The sequence below is a fragment of the Bordetella genomosp. 13 genome, assembly GCF_007679965.1.
Taxonomy (GTDB): Bacteria; Pseudomonadota; Gammaproteobacteria; order Burkholderiales; family Burkholderiaceae_B; genus Bordetella.
This window is the reverse complement of record NZ_VEHL01000011.1, coordinates 201,776-220,929: the sequence shown is the minus strand read 5'-3', so window position 1 is coordinate 220,929 and position 19,154 is coordinate 201,776. Positions and strand designations below refer to the sequence as shown.

Genomic DNA, 19,154 nt, shown 5'->3' with positions numbered 1-19,154 from the left:
TTGAAACGCTCGTCGTACTTCGCCATGCAAAAACCCCCGAAGGTCGGATCTCGTCCAACTTTCAGGGGTCAGTTCAAAGTTGCGGGCTTTTTTACACATATCGTAGCCATATCGCTGTCTTTTTTCGCCCTTATGCTGACGGACGTAATGCCTTTGCTATTGATGTGAACAATTGTGTAGTCGCAATAAAAAGGGTCGGTTGTTGCGGCACAATTACGCCCGTGGCGAAACAGCCCTGTCATTTCAATAGAGGAAGCTAATATGACTTCGCGAACGATTGGAGATTTCCGTGTGCGTTGTACCGTCGTCCAGGAAGAAGACAGGGGCTACGGGATCCGCATCTGTACCCGCCGCATCGGCGGCACCGCACCGGAAAAGCTCTGGCAGGTTCCTGGCCTGGCGTCCTACGCCAGCCGCGACGAAGCCGAACAGGGCAGCCAGGAAATCTTCGAGAAGGTCAATGGTGTGCGTTTCAACGGAGAACCCGAGTTTGCCCATGCGTCCGCATAATGGTTGGTGGCGCGCCTCTAGCGCCCCGCGCCGCTGGATCGACCTGATCCGCGAGCACTCTTCCCAAGCCGATGGCATTCAGCCCACGGCACCCCTGCATGCACGGTCTCCCATGCCCGTGCCCACGCCGCAACCCATGAAGTCGGCATGAAAACGCCGCCCTGGGGCGGCGTTTTTCATTCCAGCGACAGCCACTGCACGCACGCCCTCCTGGGCTAGCGGCGCCAGCCGCGATCGTGGTGATGATGGTGGCGGTAGTGGCCACGGCCGCCGCCGCCATAGTACCGGGGGCCGTAATACACCGGCGCCGGGTAATACACGGGCGGCGGCGGAGCCACGTACACCCGCGGCGGCGGCGCGACGTATACCGGGCGCGGGGCCACGTAAACGGGCGGCGGCGGGGCCACATACACCGGCGGTGGCGGATAGCCATACCCCGGAATGCCGATGCTGACGCCCACGTCGACACGGGCCAGCGCCGCGCTGGACAGCAGTACGCCCGCTGCGCCCAAGCCTGCGATCAGCCACTTTTTCATGATGCTCCTGCCTTGCTGCCCTGGGACAGCCAAGTTGAAAATATCCAGATCCATTGTCGGACGGTGCAGCGGGAAAAGCATGTCGGAACCGCGATGACTGGCGACGATCCGCAACAGAGTGCCCACTGCGCTCGAGACCATATTGCGCCGTCCCCGAGGACCGTGCAAGCTGGATGACAGGGTTTGAAATCGGCTGAAATAGGCGCGATGTCAGTCCTTGCCGCTGCCCTCGGAGGGCCTCGGTAGCATACGTTTACGCCTGTGGCGCCGCCGCCGCACCATCACTTTGCAGGGATACCCGCCATCATGACGACCGCCTCTCACGACCTGAAGCCTGGGTACTACTGGTACACCATGGAAAACGATCCGCCGGCCATCATCCACATCCATGACGATGGCGGGGCGACCCTCATGGGCACCGATCTGCGCATGGACGCCGACGAGGTATCCGGCATGATCGCCCAGGGTGAACGATTCTTCTGGATCGAGCCGCCGCAGCAATAGGCCGCGTGGTGTGGGCCGGGGCTTCCGGCCCACACTTTTCCATTGTTGACACCACAGTTTCTCTTCATTCCCGGCCACGCATTGCCGCCGCAACCGCTGCTGGCCGTCTAGCCCGCCATCTTCAACTCGCGCGAATCTCTTTCTTTCCGCATGAAATCACCGCCAGCAGGCATGCAATGTGCTGCAGAATGGTAGCGCTGCCAAAATCGCGTATTTTTTCAGCGGATTTTGGAGAATGATGCAATCGCGTTTTCCCTGCTTTTGTATGCGCTCCTATCAGGTACTCCCGGACTTGTGAGTATGTCATTATGGTTATGGATCCCTGACGGATATTTGTGCATTTTTGCGAGGAGGATAGCTTGGAGGTGACACGGGATGGACGCGCGGTGACGTATGCAGGTCGGCGCTACGAGTTTCTTACCGTTGATCAGGCGATGGGCTTTGCCAGATTTCTGTGCCAGGACAAGGGCCTGGATCACGCATGCAAAATCTGGAAACCCAAGCGGATCGTTGCTCATGCTCCGCCGCCCAGCGCGGGGCAGGGCCGCGTCGCCAGTCAATAGTTGCCCGACCCCCGGCGTTGCAACAACTGCGATCGATGCGCAGTCGCCCGGGGTCACTCCAGCTGTAAGCGAAAGTTCACAAAACATTCGAATAATTTCATGCTTTGTGAATATTCCTGCTAAGGTTCGCAGGAATTCATCAGTCCTGTGCAACACTCTGCGCAGTGGCGCCAGGTTTCGGGATACGGCATGGGTGGGTCGCGGACCTTACGTAGAGGGCGGTTGGGCATGCAGGTCTGGAGGGGCCAGCATGCGTGGTGGTTTGTCGTGCAGGCCGTGCTGGTATTGCTGGCGCCGGCCGTGCTGTGCGCCTTCGCCTCGCTCAGCGAGGCGCGGCGCCTGACTTCCACCCAGGCGGACATCGCCGCGCGCGTGCTGATGCACCAGGCGCAGACCATGTCCGCCTATGCATGGCGGGTGGTCGACGAACTGGGACCCCTGGCTGGGCGACCGTGCTCCATGGCGGAACCGACGCTGCAGTACATGGGCTCGATCTCTCCCTATCTGCGGTCCCTGTTGTTCGCGCGGGACGACGTCATCGAGTGCGCCGCGGGCGTCAACAGCAACGTGCGCCGCCTGTCGGTGCTGCTGCCCACTTTGTCCGCGTTGCCCCAGGGCCGCTCGATCGCCTCGGTGGGGGTCACGGCCGCCAGCGAGACCCGGCCCGCGGTGATCTTCGCGCAGAATCTTGACGATGTCACCGTGCTGGCGGTGCTCGATGGGCAATACCTGATCGACCTGCTCAATACCGTAGCCGACCTGCGCTCATACCATGTAGAGATGCACTTCGGCACCGGTGTGTCCATCCGCAGCCAGGGTTATCAGGGCGGGGCGGCTGGCTCCATGGCGCAGGTGCGCCGCCTGCGCTCCGACGACGATGCCGTGCAGGTCTCGGTCACCGTGCCCGCCGAGGATGTGTATGCCGCCTGGCGCCGCGTGGCGCTCGAGTTCCTGCCCGCCACGCTGCTGCTGGCCGGGGCGCTGGGTTTCATCGCGTGGCGTTTGCGGCTGCGCCAGCTCTCTCCGGTGGAGAGCCTGCGGCGAGGCATGCGCGCCGGCGAGTTCTATCTGTGCTACCAACCCATCTACGACGTGAAACTGGGGCTGTGCATGGGCGTGGAGGCGCTGATGCGCTGGCGCACGCCGTCGGGCGAGGAAGTGCGGCCCGACATCTTCATCGCGCAGGCCGAGACGCACGGCATGATCGTGCCGCTGACCTTGCACCTGTTCGAGCTGATCGAACGCGACGTGGCGCAATGGCCGCTGCGTCCGGGACTCCACATCGGCGTCAACCTGGCGGCCGAACACCTGGCCAGTTCGCACTTGGTCACCGACGTGTCGCACCTGCGCAGCGTGCTGCAGCAGCGCCAGATCGTACTGGTGCTGGAGATCACCGAGCGCAGCCTGGTGTCCGACGACGACACCGCGCGCCGCAATCTCGAGGCCTTGCGCGCGACCGGCGCGCTGGTGGCCATCGATGATTTCGGCGTGGGCAACTGTTCGCTGTCCTACCTGCATCGATTCCCCGTGGACTACCTGAAGATCGACCGGGGGTTCGTCAGCGCCATCGAATCGGTCGACGGCGAGGCGCCGGTGCTCGACGCCATCATCGCGCTGGCCGGGCGCCTGAAACTGCAGGTCGTGGCCGAGGGCGTGGAGACCGAAATGCAACTGCGCTATCTGCGGGCCCGTAACGTCTCGTATATCCAGGGCTACCTGTATGGCAGGCCAATGCCATGCGCGGACCTCGTTCCCTGGCTGCTACAGGACGGCCACGAGCCGCTGGCACCCTCGTTGGCGGCGTCTGCCGCGCACCTGCCGGCCTGACCGGCGCCACCGGAAATGCGCAACCAGGCGTGACAGGTTTGGTTGCCCTTTCTGGCCTTATGTCAGGCCTCGCTCACGCCAGTAACAGGCGGGCGGAGTAGAGTTGTTCGCACCCCATTAACAAAGTGGTTCGCCCACTGAAAGGAGAAGCACCATGTTCGGAACTTCCTCTATCCTGCGCCGCAGCGGCCTCGCCGCCGCCACCGTCGCCCTGGCGGGCCTGACCTTCGCGGGCTGCACGACCAACACCCAGAACAATTCGGCCACGCCGGCCCAGCAGCGCTCCGAGATCAACTCCGGCGCCGACTCCACGTTGTCCAAGCTGTACCAGGCTTCGCCGCAGTCGCGCGAACTGGTCCAGCGCGCCAAGGGCGTGCTGGTCTTCCCGGCGGTGCTGGGCGGCGGCTTCATCGTGGCCGGCGAATACGGCAAGGGCGTGCTGCGCGTGGGCGGCCAGCCGGTGTCCTACTACACCACCGCGGGCGGCTCGATCGGCTTCCAGGCCGGCGCCCAGTCGCGCGCCACCGTGCTGCTGTTCATGACCGACGCCGCGCTGAAGAAATTCCGCGAGAGCAACGGCTGGACGGTCGGCGCCGACGCCACCGTGGCCGTCGCCAAGATCGGCGCCAACGGCAGCATCGACAGCAATACCTACCAGCAGTCGGTCGTCGGCTTCGTGCTGAACAACGCCGGCCTGATGGCGGGCGTGTCGATCGACGGCAGCAAGATCACGCGCGATACGGGCCTGTAAAGCGTGTAGATACGGGCGGGCGCTCAGTCCGCCTGCTTGCCCAGGCCGGCGCGCGACGTCGTGCGCCGGGCCAGGCGCTGCACGGCCGGCAGGCTGTGGCGCAGGCCGCGGGCGGCCACCACGAAGGCGGCCTGCCCCAGATTGAAATCCACGCGCGCCATCAAGCCCGTGAAGTCCACCAAGGCGTTCACCAACGCGGGTTGATTAAGATTCTTTTCAATTAAGGCTCTCATGATAGGCTCCGTTCATGGAAAGGTATTCTATGGACGGCAGCGAATCGTATAAAGAGTGCCTATCGAAAGACACTTGTCCGAATTTGGGAACAATGGCCGCGACCCGGCCCGATTGTTCGAAGGCTCGGGCGTGCCGGCACCGGGCACGCCGGAATCGATTCCCGCCAGTAGCGGCGGGCGGCCGGATCGCCTCGGCCTGGCGGGCTCAGGTGTCCAGCTTCACGTCGAAGCCCCGCTTGACGCCCGGACGCGCCATCAGCGTGTCGTACCAGCGCCGCACGTTCGGGAAGTCCGCGAGGTCGACCTGGTGGCGCTCGTGGCGCCACGCCCAGCCGACGATGGCGAAGTCGGCCACAGACAGCGGTCCCGCCACGAACTCCGCCTGCGCCAGCCGGCGGTCCAGCACGCCGTACAGCCGGCGCGTCTCGTCCACGTAGCGCTTGGCGCCATAACGCCTGTCGTCCTCGTTCTGCAGGCCCAGGAAGTGGTGCGCCTGGCCCGGCATGGGGCCGAAGCCGCCCATCTGCCACATCAGCCATTCCAGCACGGGGATGCGCTCGGCCAGCGGCGCGGGCAGGAACTTTCCGGTCTTCTCGCCCAGGTAAAGCAGGATGGCCCCCGATTCGAACACGCTGACCGGCCCGCCCTGCGGGCCATCGGGATCGACGATGGCCGGGATGCGGTTGTTCGGGCTGATCGCAAGGAAGGCAGGGTCGAATTGCCTGCCGTTGCGGATGTCGACGGGGTGGACGGAATAGGGCAGCGCCATTTCCTCCAGCGCCACGCTGATCTTGCGGCCGTTCGGGGTATTCCAGGTATGCAGTTCGATGGTCATGGCCGGATGGGCTCCGAGGACGATCAGCTGAGGGCGGGGGCGATGTGCTGGCGGAAGGCGGGCCGGTCGTGCAGGCGCTCGTACCAGGCCTGCAGGTGCGGCGTGGACGGCCGGCGCAGGCTGGCCATTTCGTCGCCCAGGTAGCGCCGGCAGTAGGCGCCCAGCACGATGTCGGCCAGCGTGAAGGTTTCGCCTTCGACGTAGGCGCGGTCCCGCAGGCGCTCGTCCAGCACCAGCCACAGCTTGCCGGTCTCGTCCGCGGCCTTCTGCAGGGCGGCCATGTCGCGCTGTTCGGGCGGTGTGCGGATCATGCCCCAGAACAGCGGGCGTTCGGCCGGCTGCAGCGAGGCCAGGGTCCAGTCCAGCCAGCGCTCCATGCTGCCGCGCGCCCGGGCGCCCTGGGGATACAGGCCGCTGTCCTGGCCGTATTGCAGGGCCAGGTAGCGCAGGATGGCATTGGATTCCCACAGCACGAAGTCGCCGTCTTCCAGCGTGGGCACTCGGCCGTTGGGATTCATGGCCAGGTATTCGGGCTCGTTGTTGCGGCCGTGGTGCAGGCCGGCGTCGATGCGCTCGTAAGGCAATTGCAGTTCGTCGCAGCACCACAGCACTTTCTGCACGTTGACGGAATTCGCGCGGCCCCAGATCTTCAGCATGCTGTCTCCTCGTCGTAGGGGTGTCCAGGACCTGCCGTGGCAACGGCGCGGCGCCGGAACGTTCGCCGAAATTCTATGCCTATTCGGGCCCGCGCAGCGGCCCGATGCGACAGCCGGTGGCCGGCCCCGCGCTCGGCTATCATCGCGGCATATCCAGGCAGATCGCTTCGCATCCCATGTCCGCATCACGCCGTACCGCCATTGCCTTCGTTTTCGTCCTCGGCGTCCTGGGCGCCGCGCCTGTCCTGTCCGCCCAGGACAACGTCCCGGCTCGCCTGGGCGTCGCGGGCGGCAAGCCGGTGTTCCAGCCGCCCGGAGACTGGCGGACGGTATCGCAATGGGACAAGGAGGGCACGCACTATGCCGAGTACCGCTTCCCCTTGAAGTCGGTGGCCGGCCAGTTCGCGGTGGCGCGCCTGTCGCTGCGGCTGCTGGCGCGCTCGATCGACTATGCGGACCTGCCGGCCGAAGAGGCTCGCGCGCTGGAGCATGCCAGCGACGAGGCCATCCAGGACACCATGCGCGAGGTCGAAGGCATGCCCGGCATGGAGTTCGAGGCCGGCGGCGCGCAGCTGATCTACACGGCCCTGGAGAACGGCAAGCGCTATCACTACGTGCAGTTCATCAGCGTCAAGGGCGTGACGCAGGACGGCAGCGAGGCCAAGCCCGCCGTGGCGGTGGGCCTGCGCTGCCGCAGCGCGGTGGACGAGGATTCGCCGCAGCGCGCCGCCGCGGCGGAAGAGCTGGAGTCGCGCTGCTACGACCTGCTGGCCGACCTGGGCGGCGTCGAAGGCGGCGTGGCGGGGCCGGGCGGCGACGTGGATGCGCAAGGACAGGATACGGCGCCGGCCCCTTCCGCACGCTAGCCAGGCCTAAAAGCCATTTCGTATGGATTGCTGGCATGTAGAAGGGTTTGGTAGGACTTCCTTCGCCCAAGGCTTGCACAATCTCGGGGCACTTCCCCGCGCGGCGGACTGCCGTCGCCTTCAAGCCCGCCGCCAGAAGGATGCAAGCCCATGCCGGACATGCTGCTGTACAACGAGACCCCCTTCGCCGTGCCGGCGTTTCGCATCATCGCGTTGCTGGATGGCGAGATCTCGGACGAGGCGAACCGGGGCGCGTTGGCACAGGCCTACCAGCATTTCGAAGAGGCCTGGGGCGCCGCTGCCTACATGGCCTCTTATCGCTTCGGCAAGCATCGCGGCAAGATCCGCAAGCTCAACACCGGCCTCGTGGCGCAGGGCAGGGCCTTCTTCGAGCAGGCCGCCACGGAATATGGCGATGGCCTGCGCCGCTACGGCTACGTGCTGTCCGAGTTCGAAGATCCCGCGCTGCCGTATTTCGGCGTGGAGCAGCGCAGCGGCATGGCGTTCTTCGAGATCGACCTGCCGGCCGAGCACGCGCACAACGTCGCGTTCGCCAACCTGATCACCGACCTGCTCCTGGGCGCCAAGCTGATCTGCGGCGTCATGGGCATGGGTTTCTTCCTGCCGCCGCACAAGAGCAGCCTGGAATTCGAGCTGGCGCAGCAGTTGGACCGCTACCCGGCGGCCATCCACATCTCGCCGGCCATGGTGATGGACGGCGTGCGGCGCGAGAACTCCATGCATCGCTGGGCCGCCGACGAGCAGCCGGGCATTGCCGACATCGGCTGGCGCACCCTGATCGGATGGCCGTTCTTCGGCCGGGTCACCCACGGCCTCGCGGCGCTGGAGCGCGAGGTGGGCGTGTCCACGCGCTGCGGCAACAAGGCCATTGCCGTCACCGCGGGCGCCGAACCGGTATGGGGCGACGCGAGCAAGCACGAAAGCATCTCGGCCTACCGCGCCGTGGCGCGGCATCTGGCTCCCATCCGGTTTCCGCGTGGCTGCGCGCGCTGCTTCATGTTCGGCGGCAACGCCAATGACGACGCGCGGGCGGCCGAGCGCCTGGATGCGTATCTGGGCCGGTTCGGCTGAGGACGGCTGGATTCCACGCGCCTGCATCCGGCATGGCCGAACGCCCGGGACGGCGCGCGGTCAGCGGGGCTGCCGCGGCATCACAGGCGCGTGCTGCGCCATCAGCTCCACCATCCAGTCGATGAACACCCGCAGCTTGGCGCTGACGTGCCGGTTGGGCGGAAAGGCGACGTACATGGGCATCGGGTCCATCCGCCAATCTTCGAACAGGGGCACCAGTTCCCTGCGCGCCACGGGCCCTTTGGCCATGTAGTCGGGCAGCCACAGCACGCCCAGGCCGGCCAGTCCGGCTTCCAGGTAGGCGTTGCCGTCGTCCACCGCCAGCACGTAGCGGCCATGCAGGTGCAGGTCTTCCGCGCCGCGCCGCATGGCGTAGGGCAGGGCCTTGCCCAGCCGCGCCCACAGATAGCCCACCACGCGGTGGTGCGAGTTCTCCAGTTCCAGCGGATGGGCCGGCGTGCCAGCGCGCGCCAGGTAGGCAGGCGCGGCGTACACCCCCAGCCGCAGGTCGCCCACGTGGCGGGCCATCAGCGACTGGTCGGTCAGCTCGCCGCCGCGCACCACGCAGTCCACGTTCTCGCCCAGCAGGTCCACCATGCGGTCGCTGACGCCCATGTCGAACTGGATGTCGGGATAGCGCGCATGGAAGGCCGGCAGCGCCGGCACGATGATCGTGCGCGCCAGCGGACTGGGCACGTCCACGCGCAGCCGCCCGCGCGGCGCGGCCGACGCGCTGGACAGGCTGGTCTCGGCATCGTCCATGTCGGCCAGCAGCCGCACCACGCGCTCGTAGTACGCGGCGCCGTCGGCCGTGACATGGACGCGGCGCGTGGTGCGGTTCAGCAGCTTCACACGCAGCCGCGCCTCGAGCTGCTGCACCAGTTGCGTCACCGTGGCCCGGCTCATATGCAGGGTGTCGGCGGCCTTGGTGAAGCTGCCGGCCTCCACCACCCGGGCGAAGGCCTGCATCGCGTCGAATCGGTCCATGGGAGAGCTCCTTGGCAGCCGCGAAATCAGGCGGGTAGTCCGGCCTTGCGCAGGCCGCGGGTCAAGGTGTCCAGGTCGTCGGGCTTCTGGATCGGCAGCAGGTCGCGCAGGTTGGACAGCCGCAGCGCCGGATCCAGTTCGCGCAATCGGGCCAGGGCGTTGGCCGCCGCCATGTCGCGGCCGGCCAGCGCCTGGCTGGCCGCCAACACCGCCGCGGCCAGCAGGAAGCTCGGCAACTCGCGCAAGGACTTCTCCGCCCAGGCCACGGATTCGTCATGGCGGCCCTGGAACAGATGGGCCGCCGCGATGCCCGCCTGCATGCGGTACAGCTCCATGTCCAGCGGGCTCTGCCGCATGGCGTGCGTGAAGTGCTCGATGGCCGTGTCGGTCTGGCCATCCCACAGGCGCAGATAGGCGCCCAGGAACCAGGCGGGCGCCAGGTTGGGGTTCAGGGCCAGCGCGCGGTCCACCAGCGCGATGCCGCCCTTCAGGTCGCCGCCCAGATGGGCCGCGACCGGGCCGCAGCGAGTCAGCGCCACGGCATCGTTGTTGTCCAGCTCGATCGCGCGGCGCGCCAGGCGCAGGCCTTCGGCGATCTCGCGCGGGCGGTCCGTCATCCAGCCGTTCAGCTTGCGCCAGCAATGGCACCATGCCGCCATTGCATACGCCGACGAGAACTCCGGATCTGACGCGATGGCCTTTTCGAACAGCGGCAGCGCGTGGTCGATGGCCAGGCGGGTGCCTTGGTGCAGCCACGCCATGCCGCGCAGATAGCAGTCGTAGGCGTCCATGCTGTCGGTGGGCGTGTGGCGGGCGCGCTCGATCTCGGCGCGTTCCAGCTGGGGGGCGATGGCGCCCACCACGTCGCGCGTGATCTGGTCCTGCAGTTCGAAGATGTCTTCCAGCACGCCTTCGAAACGGCCGGCCCAGTGCAGCGCGCCGGTGGCCGCGTCGATCAGCTGGCCCGTGATGCGCACGCGGTTGCCCGCCTTGCGCCAGCTGCCTTCCAGCACGTAGCGCACGCCCAGCTCGCGGCCCACCTGCTTCACGTCCACCGCGCGGGCCTTGTACGTGAAGCTGGAATTGCGCGCCACGACGAACATCCAACGGTATTGCGACAGCGCCGCGATCACGTCCTCCACCACGCCGTCGGCCAGGTACTCCTGTTCCGGATCGCCGCTGAGATTCACGAAGGGCAGCACGGCGATGGACGGCTTGGCGGGCAGCACCGCCGGGGCGGCGGCTTTCGTCGCGGCCTGCCCGGTGGCCGGCTGCGGGGCCCCATCGGGCTGCGCGGCCCCATCGGGCGGCTGCAGGCCGGTTTCGCGGGCCTGCGCAACGAAGCGGAACCCCTTGCGGGCCACCGTGCGGATCACGCCCTGCTGCTGGCCGCTGTCGCCCACTGCCTTGCGTACGGCGTTGATGTGACTGGCGAGGGTGGATTCCGACACGATGCGGCCGGCCCAGACCGCCGCGATCAGGTCGTCGCGGCTGACCACGCGTTCGCGGTTCTGCGCCAGATAGACCAGCAGGTCGAAGACCTGGGGCGGGGTGGCGACCACCTGCGACGCCCGCGAGAGTTCCCGCCGGTCCAGGTCGATCACGCAGTCGTCAAACGCCAGCAGCATTCGGGCTTTCCTTGTTCTTCTGCCTGCCGGCGGTCCGGCCAGGAGGGGCTGTGCCCCGGATATGCGCTCGATAGTAAGCCAGGCGCCGCCGCCTGAAGGTATTCCCAAGGGAAAACCAAGGGAAAACAAAGGCCGCGGCAAAGCCCGGGGCGCGGCCCGTGCCCATACTGACTCCATCGATCGACGCCAACGGGCAGTCGACAAAACCCAGGAGAACACTATGAAGATCGTCGTCATCGGCGGCACCGGCCTGATCGGCTCGAACGTGGTGAGCCGGCTGCGCAGCGTAGGCCATGAAGTGGTCGCGGCGTCGCCCCGTTCGGGCGTCGATACGCTAACCGGCGAGGGCCTGGACCCGGCGCTGGCCGGCGCCAAGGTGGTGGTGGACGTGTCCAATTCGCCCTCGTTCGAGGCCCAGGCCGTCATGGGCTTCTTCACCACGTCCACGCGCAACCTGCTGGCCGCCGAGGCCCGCGCCGGCGTCGAGCATCACCTGATCCTGTCCATCGTGGGCGCTGACCGCCTGCCCGACAACGACTACCTGCGCGCCAAGGCCGCGCAGGAGGCGCTGATCGAGGCGTCGCGCCAGCCGTACACCATCCTGCGCGCCACGCAGTTCTTCGAATTCATCGGCGGCATCGTCGAAGCCGGCACGCAGGACGGCGTGGCCCGCCTGTCGCCCGCGCTGTTCCAGCCCGTCGCCGCGGACGACGTGGCGGCCGTGCTGGCCGACCTGGCCGTGGGCACGCCGTTGAACGGCACGATCGAGACCGGCGGACCGGATCGCTTCCCGCTGGACGAGCTGGCCCGCAGGTACCTGGCCGCGCAGGGCGACACGCGCGACGTGGTGGCCGACGTGCACGCCCGCTATTTCGGCAGCGAACTGGATGACCGCTCGCTGGTCACCGGCGAAGGCGCCCGCATCGCGCCTACGCGGTTTCAGAACTGGCTGATCCGCGCCGCGGCGCGCCCCTGAACGAACGGCGGCCGGCGGGATTGCCGCCGGCCGTCCGCGACGCTTTCCCTCCACGCTTCAACGAATACCTTCAATCAAGGAACAACCATGACCTCGCGCATCGACTATCAAAAGCAATCCTCCGAGCTGTTCAAGAAGTTCGTCGCCTTCAGCATGGCGCTGAAGCAGTCGCCCGTGGAAGAGACCGTCCGGCACCTGGTGGACATCCGCGCCTCGCAGATGAACGGCTGCGCCTTCTGCCTGGACATGCACGTCAAGGAAGCCACCAAGCACGGCGAACGCCAGCTGCGCATGCACCACGTCGCCGCGTGGCGCGAGTCGAACCTGTTCAACGACCGAGAGCGCGCCGCGCTGGAGTGGACCGAGATCCTCACGCAGCTGCCCACCTCGGGCGTGCCGGACGCGGTCTATGCCCGCGTGCGCGAAGCGTTCTCGGAAAAGGAGCTCTCGGACCTGACGTTCCAGGTGATGTCCATCAACGCCTGGAATCGCGTCAACGTCGCGTTCCAGGTCGAGCCGGGCATCTACGACAAGGCGTTCGGCATCGACGGTTCGGGTCTGGTCTGAGCCGCGCCCGCCCGCGCGCGCCCCTGGCGGCGCGCGACGGGCACGGCCATCCCGCCTTGATGGGCTTCGAAAAGGAAGAATCATGCGTACATTCAAGACGCTTGCCGCGTCGCTCCTGCTGGCCGCGGCCGGCATGGCCCAAGCCCATGCGCCCGCCGACGCATCGGCCCCCGGGCCCGACGTGAAACCGCTGATGGCCCAGTTGCTGTCCGACAATCCCGGCAAGGAAGTCGTGATGCTGCTGGTCGAGTATCCCCCGGGCGGCGCCGACCCGGTGCACACGCACGACGCCCACGGCTTCGTCTACGTGCTGGAAGGCTCGGTGGTCATGGGCGTGCGCGGCAAGGAGCCCGTCACGCTGCAGCCCGGCCAGACGTTCTACGAAGGCCCGGACGACGTGCATACGGTCGGACGCAATGCCAGCCAGGACAAGCCGGCGAAGTTCCTTGCCATCCTGCTGAAGAACAAGGACAAGCCGGTGTTGACGCCCGTGCGGTAAGCGCCGGAACGCGGACGGGGCACGCGTCGCGAGGGCCTCGCCCGCGTCGTTGCAGGCCCGGCGCCACGGACGAGCAACTGGACGCCTTCGAACGGCGCTTCGCGCTGAAGCTGCCCGAGGAGTTCAGGGCGCTCTACCGTTGGCGCAACGGCCAGGACCCGATGAACATGGAGGCCCTGCAGGGCAACTGGATGTTCGCCTCGCTGGAGGACAGCGCCGACAGCAAGGACGTCCTGGACGGCATGATCGGCTACGACTTCGAAGACCCCGCCTGGTGGCGCGCGGGCTGGGTGCCTTTCCTGGACAACGGCGGCGGCAGCCATCTGTGCCTGGACCCGCGCGCCGAGGACGGCGGGCAGCCGGGGCAACTGGTCGAGTTCTGGAAGGCCGACGCGGATCGCCCGATCGCGGCGTGGCCGGGGGATCTGGTGGCGTCGATGGAAGGCGGGACGCTAGAGCTGTCGTAGCGGGGCCGTCGCCTGCCTTTATCATTGCCCTCGTCGATGTAGAACGCGAGGCAGGACATGTTCAGAACGATCGCCGCCGCGGCGGCACTGGCGGGGCTGGCCGGATGCGCGGGCAGCGTGCAGACCACGGACCTGGAGTCCGGCAAGCCCATCCTGTTCCTGTCGGTGCGCTCGGCGGACGATGTCTACGCGTGCATCCAGCCCACGGTGGACCAGTGGGGCAGGGCGGCGGACGTGGCCCGCTTTCCCGCCGAACACCGCGTGGACGTGACGGTCTATCAGGACAATTTCCCGCAGCGGCAGGACTACTACCTGCTTCGCGTCGAGCCCACCCCGGGCGGCTCGGCGTCGCGGCTCTACAGCACCGGCGCGGATCATCCGCGCATCCCGGCAGCCAAGGTCGAAGACCTGCTGCGCGGCTGCACGACCTGACACCCAAGCGCGCGCGTCGGACTCGTTAAATCCCCGCTTTCCCAGCCCGTATGGCCAGCCTGGCCGGCATGCGCGTGCCTGTTCGGTTTTCAACAGAAAATCTTCAAATGTAATCCTTGTTGTCTGTCATCCCGCTGGCATGTAGCAAACCTAGCATTGTCGCGATCGTGAAATAGTCCGACCCAATTTATCTGCATTCAATTAAAACCTGAATAGAGTGGGACCATGAACAGAGTCGTCGTCGCGGAAACCGCCTTGGGCGCGGTGCTGGAGTTCAAGAGCATGCATGGACGGGAAGCGTTGTCCGAACTGTATGCGTTCGAAGTGGAACTCGTTGCGGAAACCAGCGCGATCACCGCCGACTCGGTACTCGGCAAACCCCTGACGCTGGAAATCGAAACGCAGAACGGCGCCAGGCGCCATCTCAGCGGCGACGTGGTGCGCTTCGCGTACGTGGGACACGAGGCCGGCGGCTTTCGCCTTGCCCGCTATCGCGCCACCGTATGCCCCTGGCTGTGGTACCTGACGCGCAACCGCGACTGCAGGATCTACCAGAACAAGAGCGTGGTCGAGATCCTGGACGAGGTGCTGGGCTCGTATTCCGGTTATGCCTACGAGAAGAAACTGCAGGGCAATTACCGCACACGCGAATATTGCGTGCAGTACGAGGAAAGCGATTTCGATTTCATCAGCAGGCTGATGGAACACGAGGGCATCTATTATTACTTCGAGCACGGCCAGAACCAGCACACGCTGGTGCTGGTCGACGACATCGGCGAGCACGAGCCGCTGCCGGATTATCCTTCGCTGGATTATTTTCCCCAGGAAGGCAACGTCGAGGAACAGGGCATCCATGCCTGGACCAGCGAGGAAGAGCTGCGCGGGCTGGAATACGTCGTCAACGACTATGACTTCAAGAAATCCAGCCTCAACCTGCAAAGCCGCCTGAAGGAAAGCTATTCGGTCCAGCAGGCCAACCACGAGATCTACGAATGGCAGGGCGGCTACGTCGACATCCAGGACGGCGAGCACTACGTCAAGGTGCGGCTGGAAGAAACCCGGTCCGCCAGCGAGCGCAGCAGCGGCACCTCCAACGTGCGCGGCATGGCGCCCGGGCACACGTTCCGCCTGCGCCAGAGTCCGCGCAAGGCGGACATCCGCGAATATCTGCTGATCTCGGTCGAGTACTTCCTGACCGAGGCGGGCTACCAGTCCGGGGAAGGCAACGGCGAATACCGGCTGGACTTCACGGTCCAGCCCACCAGCCTGCCGTTCCGCGCGCCCATGAAGACGCGCATTCCCAAGACCACCGGCCCGCAGACCGCCGTGGTCACCGGGCCGGCCGGCTCCGAGGTCTATACCGACTCGTACCAGCGCGTGAAGCTGCATTTCCGCTGGGACCGCTACAGCCCCATGGACGAGAGCAGCTCGTGCTGGGTGCGCGTTTCGAACGACTCGGCGGGCAGCGGGTACGGCGCCATCAGCACGCCACGCGTGGGACAGGAAGTGGTCGTCGATTTCATCGGCGGCAACCCGGATCGACCGCTGGTCACGGGGCGCGTCTACAACGACCGCCAGATGCCGGCTGGCGGTTTCGTGCCGTCGCCCACCATGGTGGGCTTCAGCAGCCGCTCGCATTACGGCAGCCCGGCCAACGAAAGCCATCTCTACATCGAGAACAAGCTGGGCAGCGAATATGTGAAGCTGCACTCCGAGAAAGACCTGCACGTGGTAGTGGAAGGCCTGGAGACGCGCGACGTGGGCCAGTCGCGCGTCACGCACATCGGCACCTTCGAGGAAAACACGGTCGGCGATTACCAGAAGAACATCGTCGAGTCGTATCGGGACACCACCGTCAACGGGTACGACACGCTGAAGGTCACGGGCGGCGACCGTACCGAGGATTTCGAGCATCGCTACATCAACGACACCAAGTCGGACATCGAAGTGACCTCCGCGGACGGCCACATCCACATCAAGGCCGACACGGGTTACGGCAAGTTCGAGGCCAACGACATCATCCTGGTGAAGTCGACCGGCGACAACAATGTGAACGTGCAGAAGGGTGGCGACGACCATCAACTGGGCCTGGAGGGCGACAACGCCATCCTGAAGGCCCCTACCGACGTCACCATCACGGCCACCGGCGGCAATGGTGAATTCTGGTCGTCGGGCACCATGAAGATCTTCGCGGACGCGGGCCCGCTGGACATCCAGCGCGGCGGCGCCGGCCACTCGATCAACATGGCCGGCGACAACATGACGATCAAGGCGCCGGCCAGGATCACGCTGGAATCGCCCGAGCTGATCTGGAACGGCTCGGCGCTCAAGGACACGCACAAGTCCCAGTTCACCAGCGGCATCTGGAAGGGCGAGGCGTTCGTCGAGGTCTTCCAGGCCCGGGCCTTCCACCAGTCCGCGTCGGTCCTGCGGCACCAGCTCAATGCGTCGCAAAGCACGTTCTACGTGATGAAGTCGGACACCGGGGTGCTGAAGCTGGACGTCTCGGCGTTCAAGGGCAACAACAACGCGACCGACATCAAGTTGGGCACGTTCCGGACGTGGTTCCAGGCCTTCATGCTGATCGTCTGAGCCACGCCCCGCCGATCGATGAAAGTCATCAAGCCCAATCGCCTGTCCGGCCTGACGCGTCCCTACCGATACCTGAAGCAAGACCACCTGGCCATCACCGCCTATGCGATGGTGGATTTCTCGGCCGGGTTCTGCCTGGTCGACGAGCAGCAGCTGTGGGGGCTGTTCGGCGAGGAGTCCGCCCAGGTGTTCGGGGCCGAGGCGCTGGATTTCGGCATTCCCAAGCCCAGGCCCGAGATCATCCTGAACGCCTACGGTTTCGGCAGATATGCCATCGACGGCAGGACCGCCGTGTCGGTCAGCGTCAACAACGTCAGGAAGGACCTGTGGGTGACCGGAGACCGGTACTGGTCCGACGGCAGGCCAAGCACGCCGCTGCCGTTCGAGCGCATGCCCATCTGCTGGAAGAACGCCTTCGGTGGCGAAGGTTTCCTGGAGAACTCGCAAGGCAAGGGCTACGGAAAGACCGTCGTCGACGGAATACCGGTGCGGTTCCTGCCCAACATCGAGGACCCCGCCAGCCCGGTCGTGCTGGAAGGGCAGCGCTATGCGCCCGCCGGGTACGCGGCCATTCCCATCGAATATCCCGGCAGGAACCGGATGATGGGCACCTACGATGAAAACTGGCGCGTCAACGAGTTTCCCGGCTTCGCGCGCGACATCGACTGGGAATACTTCAACCAGAGCCCGCCCGGGCAGCGGCTGAACGACCTGCGCGCGGGCGACGCGATCACCTTTACGCATCTGCACCCCGAGAAGCCGCATCTGTCCACGACCATCCCGCCGCTGGTGGCCAAGGCCTTCATCAAGCGGGCCGACAGGCCGGAACAGGAGAGCGGCTTTCTCGAGGCCGTTTCGTTGCGGCTGACCACGTACTGGGCATTTCCCCATCTGGAGAAGGCCATCCTGATCTTCCAGGGAGCGGCGCCCATCGACGAGGACGACGCCAGCGACATCAGCCATGTCCTATACGCCGCTGAGCATGCCGATGCGCCGCGCGCGCCGTCGTACTACGAAGCCATCTTCCACCAGCGGGTCGATCCTAAGACCGGCGGGCTGCATGCATTGCTGGACGCGGAACTGGTCGATTCGCGCTTCATGCGCACGCTGGCGCGCGACGAGATCGAACTGTCGCCGCTGCTGCGCAACAAGCTGGTCAAGCTCGAGAAGGAGATGGGTCCGAGTCTTTCGCGCGTGCAAGCGGGCGAGACGCCTGCGCGCGCCGCCGAGATACAGGCCGAACTGGCCTGGCTGGAGAAAAGCCGCAGCGGGAAGATCACGCGCGATGACCTCATCGAGGACATGCTGAAGAGGCAATCGTCCCAGAAGGACACGCTGCGCGACGCCAGGCGTCAACTACGGGAAAGCCTCAAGGAACTTGCCGCCAAGTCCGACGACGTGCCGCCGTCGATGAAGGAGGAGCGGGCCGCTTTCCTGCGGGAAAGCCGGCAATCGCTGCTGGCATCGCTGCGCGAATCGGCCGAAAGCCGCACCGTGCCCAGCGTCGCGGGCGTGGCCGACAGCAGCGCCGCGCAGGACACGTTGCGCCAGCTACGCCTGAAGCAGGCCGCGCAGTTCGAGGCGCTGCTGGACCGGGCGCCGGGCGCGACGCCGGCCAGGCGCGATTACTCCGGCCGCCCAAGAACGCTGCACCGCATTTTCGGCCTGCAGCAGCGGGTAGTGGAAGCCTTGCCGCCAGGGTGCGAGGGCTACGACCTGCGCGACTTCGTTGCCGCCGGCGCGTCGTATGCCGGCTGGGACGTCAGTGGCCTGACCCTGCGCGACAGCCGCATCTCCGGGTGCGACTTCGGCCGGTCGCGCATGGTGTGCGGCGACTTCGAGCGGGTCGTCTTCACGGGCTGCGATTTCTCGTCGGTGGATTGGAGCCTCGCCCATTTCACGCAATGCCAGTTCATCGATTGCCGCCTGCCGGACGTGGTGTCGGACAAGGCCAGGTTCGACGGCTGCCATTTCCTGCGTTGCGACCTGGCCCAGTGGATGCACTTCCGGATCACGATGCAGGGCTGCGTATTCGACCAGTGCCGCTTCGTGAACTTCTGCTACATGCGCGCCCGGTTGCGGCGGCTCGAGTTCAAGGACTGCCATTTCCTGCGGCACGCCTTCATCAAGACCACGCTGGCGGACTTCAGCATGGCGTGCTGCCACATCGATTCCATGGCATTCGCCGAGATGAGACCCATGGTGGGCTTTCGGGTGTCCCAATGCCAGGCCTCCAAGGTCAGCATTGCACCCGGAAGCGCCATCCAGGATTTCGAGATTTCCCATTCCACGTTTTCGGCGTCCGGCTTCCGTAAGGTGGATTTCAGCGCCGGCCGCATCGTGGCCAGCGATCTCGGTCATTGCGATTTCTCGGAGAGCCGCCTGCGCGACGTCAGTCTCGACGGCAGTTTCTTCAAGCGCTCGCTGTTCGTGCGCACCGACCTGTCGCAGGCTCGGATCACGAATTCGGATTTCAGCGAGGCCCAGATGAAATCGGCGGACCTGGCGGGCACGCACATGCGGCACGTTTCCTTCTTCAGCGCAGACCTGGCCATGATCCGGATCGACGAGACAACGATCCAGCAGGACATGTTGATTACCCGGTCCAACGTCTATCCGTTGCGCAATTGATC

18 protein-coding genes and 1 pseudogene are annotated in these 19,154 nt (G+C 65.9%); 13 read left to right on the top strand and 6 right to left on the bottom strand.

What is annotated here, in order from left to right:
* Window positions 1-261: 261 nt before the first annotated feature.
* Window positions 262-510 carry a hypothetical protein gene (locus FS845_RS23950; protein WP_144640232.1) on the top strand — a complete coding sequence of 83 codons (249 nt, stop codon included), beginning with the start codon at window positions 262-264 and terminating at the stop codon, window positions 508-510.
* A gap of 215 nt (window positions 511-725) precedes the next feature.
* Here FS845_RS23950 and FS845_RS23945 read toward each other — a convergent pair whose 3' ends face one another.
* Window positions 726-1,046: a virulence factor gene (locus tag FS845_RS23945; protein ID WP_144640229.1), complete on the bottom strand. Its 321-nt coding sequence runs from the start codon at window positions 1,044-1,046 to the stop codon at window positions 726-728.
* A 306-nt stretch (window positions 1,047-1,352) separates the two neighbouring features.
* On the opposite strand from FS845_RS23945, the gene FS845_RS23940 reads away from it, so the two are divergent.
* From FS845_RS23940 to FS845_RS23925, 3 genes are all read left to right on the top strand, one after another.
* The gene (locus FS845_RS23940) at window positions 1,353-1,550 is read left to right on the top strand and encodes a hypothetical protein (protein WP_186332402.1); all 198 of its coding nucleotides are present in this window, start codon (window positions 1,353-1,355) and stop codon (window positions 1,548-1,550) included.
* Window positions 1,551-2,341: 791 nt separating this feature from the next.
* The gene (locus FS845_RS23930) at window positions 2,342-3,940 is read left to right on the top strand and encodes an EAL domain-containing protein (protein ID WP_186332400.1); all 1,599 of its coding nucleotides are present in this window, start codon (window positions 2,342-2,344) and stop codon (window positions 3,938-3,940) included.
* Window positions 3,941-4,094: 154 nt separating this feature from the next.
* Complete coding sequence (locus tag FS845_RS23925) at window positions 4,095-4,691, top strand: YSC84-related protein (RefSeq protein WP_144640220.1); 597 nt, start codon at window positions 4,095-4,097, stop codon at window positions 4,689-4,691.
* A gap of 23 nt (window positions 4,692-4,714) precedes the next feature.
* On the opposite strand, the gene FS845_RS23920 is transcribed toward FS845_RS23925, so the two are convergent.
* The 3 genes from FS845_RS23920 to FS845_RS23910 form a co-directional block, all read right to left on the bottom strand.
* A complete protein-coding gene (locus tag FS845_RS23920; RefSeq protein ID WP_144640217.1) occupies window positions 4,715-4,924 on the bottom strand; it encodes a hypothetical protein in 210 nt (69 codons plus the stop codon).
* A 205-nt stretch (window positions 4,925-5,129) separates the two neighbouring features.
* A complete protein-coding gene (locus FS845_RS23915) occupies window positions 5,130-5,759 on the bottom strand; it encodes a glutathione S-transferase family protein (RefSeq protein ID WP_144640214.1) in 630 nt (209 codons plus the stop codon).
* A 23-nt stretch (window positions 5,760-5,782) separates the two neighbouring features.
* The gene (locus FS845_RS23910) at window positions 5,783-6,415 is read right to left on the bottom strand and encodes a glutathione S-transferase family protein (RefSeq protein ID WP_144640211.1); all 633 of its coding nucleotides are present in this window, start codon (window positions 6,413-6,415) and stop codon (window positions 5,783-5,785) included.
* Window positions 6,416-6,591: 176 nt separating this feature from the next.
* Between FS845_RS23910 and FS845_RS23905 the strand changes: the two genes are divergently transcribed.
* Window positions 6,592-7,281, top strand: a complete 690-nt coding sequence (locus FS845_RS23905) for a hypothetical protein (protein ID WP_144640207.1) — start codon at window positions 6,592-6,594, stop codon at window positions 7,279-7,281.
* A 150-nt stretch (window positions 7,282-7,431) separates the two neighbouring features.
* On the top strand, window positions 7,432-8,373 hold the full coding sequence (locus tag FS845_RS23900) for a type VI immunity family protein (protein ID WP_144640204.1): 942 nt from the start codon (window positions 7,432-7,434) through the stop codon (window positions 8,371-8,373).
* 60 nt (window positions 8,374-8,433) lie between these two features.
* Here FS845_RS23900 and FS845_RS23895 read toward each other — a convergent pair whose 3' ends face one another.
* Window positions 8,434-9,360, bottom strand: coding sequence for a LysR family transcriptional regulator (locus FS845_RS23895; protein WP_144640201.1), 927 nt, complete (start codon window positions 9,358-9,360; stop codon window positions 8,434-8,436).
* Between the two features lie 26 nt (window positions 9,361-9,386).
* Window positions 9,387-10,988: a winged helix-turn-helix domain-containing tetratricopeptide repeat protein gene (locus FS845_RS23890; RefSeq protein WP_144640198.1), complete on the bottom strand. Its 1,602-nt coding sequence runs from the start codon at window positions 10,986-10,988 to the stop codon at window positions 9,387-9,389.
* Between the two features lie 220 nt (window positions 10,989-11,208).
* Here FS845_RS23890 and FS845_RS23885 point away from each other — a divergent pair, with 220 nt between their 5' ends.
* The 7 genes and pseudogenes from FS845_RS23885 (at window position 11,209) to FS845_RS23855 (ending at window position 19,152) form a co-directional block, all read left to right on the top strand.
* Window positions 11,209-11,964, top strand: a complete 756-nt coding sequence (locus tag FS845_RS23885; RefSeq protein WP_144640193.1) for an SDR family oxidoreductase — start codon at window positions 11,209-11,211, stop codon at window positions 11,962-11,964.
* Window positions 11,965-12,051: 87 nt separating this feature from the next.
* Window positions 12,052-12,531 (top strand): carboxymuconolactone decarboxylase family protein, encoded by a 480-nt coding sequence (locus FS845_RS23880; protein ID WP_144640189.1) that lies wholly within the window; start codon window positions 12,052-12,054, stop codon window positions 12,529-12,531.
* 82 nt (window positions 12,532-12,613) lie between these two features.
* Entirely contained in the window at window positions 12,614-13,030 is a 417-nt protein-coding gene (locus FS845_RS23875; RefSeq protein ID WP_144640186.1) for a cupin domain-containing protein, read from the top strand.
* A 71-nt stretch (window positions 13,031-13,101) separates the two neighbouring features.
* Window positions 13,102-13,497, top strand: a pseudogene (locus FS845_RS23870) (SMI1/KNR4 family protein); the annotation flags it as partial.
* Window positions 13,498-13,554: 57 nt separating this feature from the next.
* On the top strand, window positions 13,555-13,929 hold the full coding sequence (locus tag FS845_RS23865; RefSeq protein ID WP_144640180.1) for a hypothetical protein: 375 nt from the start codon (window positions 13,555-13,557) through the stop codon (window positions 13,927-13,929).
* A 225-nt stretch (window positions 13,930-14,154) separates the two neighbouring features.
* On the top strand, window positions 14,155-16,521 hold the full coding sequence (locus FS845_RS23860; protein WP_144640177.1) for a type VI secretion system Vgr family protein: 2,367 nt from the start codon (window positions 14,155-14,157) through the stop codon (window positions 16,519-16,521).
* Between the two features lie 18 nt (window positions 16,522-16,539).
* Window positions 16,540-19,152, top strand: coding sequence for a DUF2169 domain-containing protein (locus tag FS845_RS23855; protein WP_144640174.1), 2,613 nt, complete (start codon window positions 16,540-16,542; stop codon window positions 19,150-19,152).
* Window positions 19,153-19,154: the final 2 nt, after the last annotated feature.

Excerpts from the sequence above, each read along its gene's own strand:
- FS845_RS23930 (WP_186332400.1), top strand. The coding sequence starts at position 2,342 with ATGCAGGTCTGGAGGGGCCAGCATGCGTGGTGGTTTGTCGTGCAGGCC.
- FS845_RS23910 (WP_144640211.1), bottom strand. The coding sequence starts at position 6,415 with ATGCTGAAGATCTGGGGCCGCGCGAATTCCGTCAACGTGCAGAAAGTG.
- FS845_RS23880 (WP_144640189.1), top strand. The coding sequence starts at position 12,052 with ATGACCTCGCGCATCGACTATCAAAAGCAATCCTCCGAGCTGTTCAAG.
- FS845_RS23915 (WP_144640214.1), bottom strand. The coding sequence starts at position 5,759 with ATGACCATCGAACTGCATACCTGGAATACCCCGAACGGCCGCAAGATC.
- FS845_RS23860 (WP_144640177.1), top strand. The coding sequence starts at position 14,155 with ATGAACAGAGTCGTCGTCGCGGAAACCGCCTTGGGCGCGGTGCTGGAG.
- FS845_RS23920 (WP_144640217.1), bottom strand. The coding sequence starts at position 4,924 with ATGAGAGCCTTAATTGAAAAGAATCTTAATCAACCCGCGTTGGTGAAC.
- FS845_RS23885 (WP_144640193.1), top strand. The coding sequence starts at position 11,209 with ATGAAGATCGTCGTCATCGGCGGCACCGGCCTGATCGGCTCGAACGTG.
- FS845_RS23855 (WP_144640174.1), top strand. The coding sequence starts at position 16,540 with ATGAAAGTCATCAAGCCCAATCGCCTGTCCGGCCTGACGCGTCCCTAC.
- FS845_RS23865 (WP_144640180.1), top strand. The coding sequence starts at position 13,555 with ATGTTCAGAACGATCGCCGCCGCGGCGGCACTGGCGGGGCTGGCCGGA.
- FS845_RS23895 (WP_144640201.1), bottom strand. The coding sequence starts at position 9,360 with ATGGACCGATTCGACGCGATGCAGGCCTTCGCCCGGGTGGTGGAGGCC.
- FS845_RS23905 (WP_144640207.1), top strand. The coding sequence starts at position 6,592 with ATGTCCGCATCACGCCGTACCGCCATTGCCTTCGTTTTCGTCCTCGGC.
- FS845_RS23950 (WP_144640232.1), top strand. The coding sequence starts at position 262 with ATGACTTCGCGAACGATTGGAGATTTCCGTGTGCGTTGTACCGTCGTC.
- FS845_RS23900 (WP_144640204.1), top strand. The coding sequence starts at position 7,432 with ATGCCGGACATGCTGCTGTACAACGAGACCCCCTTCGCCGTGCCGGCG.
- FS845_RS23940 (WP_186332402.1), top strand. The coding sequence starts at position 1,353 with ATGACGACCGCCTCTCACGACCTGAAGCCTGGGTACTACTGGTACACC.
- FS845_RS23890 (WP_144640198.1), bottom strand. The coding sequence starts at position 10,988 with ATGCTGCTGGCGTTTGACGACTGCGTGATCGACCTGGACCGGCGGGAA.
- FS845_RS23925 (WP_144640220.1), top strand. The coding sequence starts at position 4,095 with ATGTTCGGAACTTCCTCTATCCTGCGCCGCAGCGGCCTCGCCGCCGCC.
- FS845_RS23875 (WP_144640186.1), top strand. The coding sequence starts at position 12,614 with ATGCGTACATTCAAGACGCTTGCCGCGTCGCTCCTGCTGGCCGCGGCC.
- FS845_RS23945 (WP_144640229.1), bottom strand. The coding sequence starts at position 1,046 with ATGAAAAAGTGGCTGATCGCAGGCTTGGGCGCAGCGGGCGTACTGCTG.